The following is a 2,883-nucleotide window of genomic DNA, read 5'->3' on the forward strand; positions in this document are numbered from 1 at the left end:
GGGCATCTCGCCGGACTGGCAGGTGGTCTTCCCCGGAGCCCGTCGCGTCGATCTGCCCACGTACGCCTTCCAGCGCGAGCGCTACTGGCTCGACGTTCCCCAGGCGTCCGGCGACGTCCGGGCCGCCGGCCTGGGAGCGGCGGACCATCCGCTCCTCGGTGCCGCCATCGCGACCGCCGACAGCGGCGGGGTCCTGCTCACCGGACTGCTTTCCCTCGAAACCCACCCCTGGCTCGCCGACCACGCCGTGAACGGGACCGTTCTGCTGCCCGGCACCGCATTCGTCGAGTTGGCGATCCGGGCGGGCGACGAGACGGGGTGCGGATCCATCGAAGACCTCACCCTTGAGCTCCCCCTGGTCGTGCCCGAGCGTGGTGGCGTCACCCTTCAGGTGGCTGTCGGCCCGGAGTACGAGTCGGGCCGGCGGCAGCTGAGCGTCCACTCGCGCGTCGACGACGGTTCGTGGCTGCGGCACGCGACGGGTGTGCTGTCCTCGGCAGAGGCACCGTCCCCAGTGGGCCTCGGCGCTTGGCCGCCGGCGGGTGCGGAGGCCGTCGACCTGACGGCGTTCTACGAGGGCATGGCCGCCGCGGGCCTGGACTACGGCCCGGTCTTCCAGGGCCTGCGCTCGGTGTGGCGGGGCGGGGACGACGTCTTCGCCGAGGTCGAGCTGCCGGAGGAGTCGGCTGCCGAGGCGGCGGCGTTCGCCCTGCACCCGGCGCTGCTGGACGCAGCCCTGCACGCCCTGGCCGCCGGTGGGCTGGTGTCGCTGGACGACGGCCCGGCCCTGCCGTTCGCGTGGTCCGGCGTCGTCGTGCAGGCTGCCGGTGCGGCGATGGTGCGGGTGAAGCTGTCGCGGACGGCCACCGGTTCGGTGACGCTGGCCGTGGCCGACGGCGCAGGTGACCTGGTGGCCTCTGTCGAGTCGCTGTCGTTGCGGGCCGTCTCGGCGGAGCAATTGCGCGGTGCCGGGAGCGGCGATCAGCTCTTCGGGCTGGAATGGACGCCGTTCACTCCTCCCGCCGCTGGTGACGAGCTGACGATCGCGACTGTCGCGGACTTCGCCGCACTGCGGGAGTCGGAAGGGACACCGGACGTCGTCGTCGTTCCGTGCCCGGCGGGGTCAGGTACGGAGACCGCGGAGCGTGTGCACGGTGTCGTGGGTGAGGTTCTGGCGCTGGTGCAGTGGTGGTTGGCGGGGGAGCGTGCGGGGCGTCTGGTGTTGGTGACGCGTCCGGGTGATCTGGCTCATGCTGCGGTGTGGGGGCTGGTGCGGTCCGCGCAGTCGGAGGATCCGGACCGGATCGTGCTGGTGGAGGCCGAGGAGACCGACGGAGCGGTTGGTGTGCTGCCGGCCGTGCTGGCTTCCGGTGAGTCGCAGGTCGCGGTGGTCGGCGGGGAGGTGTTCGTACCGCGCCTGGTGAAGGCCGTCGGCACGGCTACGGGCACACCGGATTTCGGTTCCGGCACTGTTCTGGTGACGGGTGCGTCGGGTGCGCTGGGCGGGTTGTTCGCCCGGCATCTGGTCGCGGAGCATGGTGTGCGCAGCCTGCTGCTGCTCAGTCGTCGTGGTGCGGACGCGCCTGGTGCGGTCGAGCTGGAGGCCGAACTGGCCGCGTGGGGCGCCGAGGTGCGTTGGGCGGCTTGTGACGCGGCCGATCGGGACGCCCTTGCCGAGGTGTTGTCCGGTACGCCGGTCACGGCCGTGGTGCACACGGCCGGCGTCCTCGACGACGGCGTGATCGCCGCGCTCACCCCGGAGCGCATGGAGAAGGTGCTGCGTCCGAAGGTCGACGCCGTGCTCAACCTCCATGAGCTGACGAGCGACCTGTCGGCGTTCGTCGTCTTCTCCTCGGTGTCCGGAATCCTGGGCAGCGCGGGACAGGCCAATTACGCGGCGGCGAACACCTTCCTCGACGCCTTCGCCGAAGCCCGCCGCGCCCGAGGGCTCCCCGCCACGTCGTTGGCGTGGGGTCTGTGGGAGCTGGGCGGCGGCATGGCCGACCGGCTCGACCAGGCGGACCTCGCCCGGCTCGAGCGGGTGGGCCTGGCCCCGATGGCCGTCGGCGAAGGACTGCGGCTGTTCGACGCGGCCCTGGCCCTGGACCGGGCCGCCGTCGCCCCGCTGCGGTTGGACCTGGGCGGGCTGCAGGGCACGGTGCCGCCGGTCCTGCGAGGGTTGCGCGGACCTGTACGGGGCACCGCGCGGCGCGCGGCGCGGACCGCGCCGAGGGGATCGCTGGGGCAGCGGCTGGCCGGGCTGCCGGAGGCCGAGCGCGAGCAGGTGGTGCTGGACCTGGTGCGCACCGAGGTCGCCGCCGTGCTCGGCCACGCCTCGACCCAGGCCGTACAGCCGGAACACGCCTTCCAGGACGCCGGTTTCGACTCGCTCACCTCGGTGGAACTCCGTAACCGGCTGAACGCGACGACCGGGCTGCGGCTCCCCGCGACCCTGGTCTTCGACCACCCCACGCCCGTCGCGCTCTCCCGCTTCCTGCTGGCCGAGACGCTGGGCGTCCAGGAGCGGTCCGAGGCCGCGGTCGCCACGGTGACCGGGACGGACGAACCGATCGCGCTCGTGGGCATGGCCTGCCGGTTCCCCGGTGACGTGCGGTCGCCCGAGGACCTGTGGCGTCTCGTCGCCTCCGGCAGCGACGCGATCTCGGGCTTCCCCGAGGACCGCGGCTGGGACGTCGAGGCCCTCTACGACCCGGACCCCGACCGCTCCGGCAAGTCCTATGTGCGGCATGGCGGCTTCCTCCACGAGGCCGCCGAGTTCGACCCGGCCTTCTTCGGGATCTCGCCGCGTGAGGCGCTGGCGATGGACCCGCAGCAGCGGTTGCTGCTGGAGACGTCTTGGGAGGCGTTCGAGCGGGCCGGGAT

At 72.9% G+C, this 2,883-nt stretch carries 1 protein-coding gene; it reads left to right on the forward strand.

The window, feature by feature from the left end; translation table 11 throughout:
* Positions 1-2,883, forward strand: a 2,883-nt coding sequence (locus ACZ7OY_RS44570; protein WP_472251220.1) for a type I polyketide synthase, incomplete at both ends; no start/stop codon positions are given.

Source organism: Streptomyces sp. NPDC107559 (genome assembly GCF_055657365.1).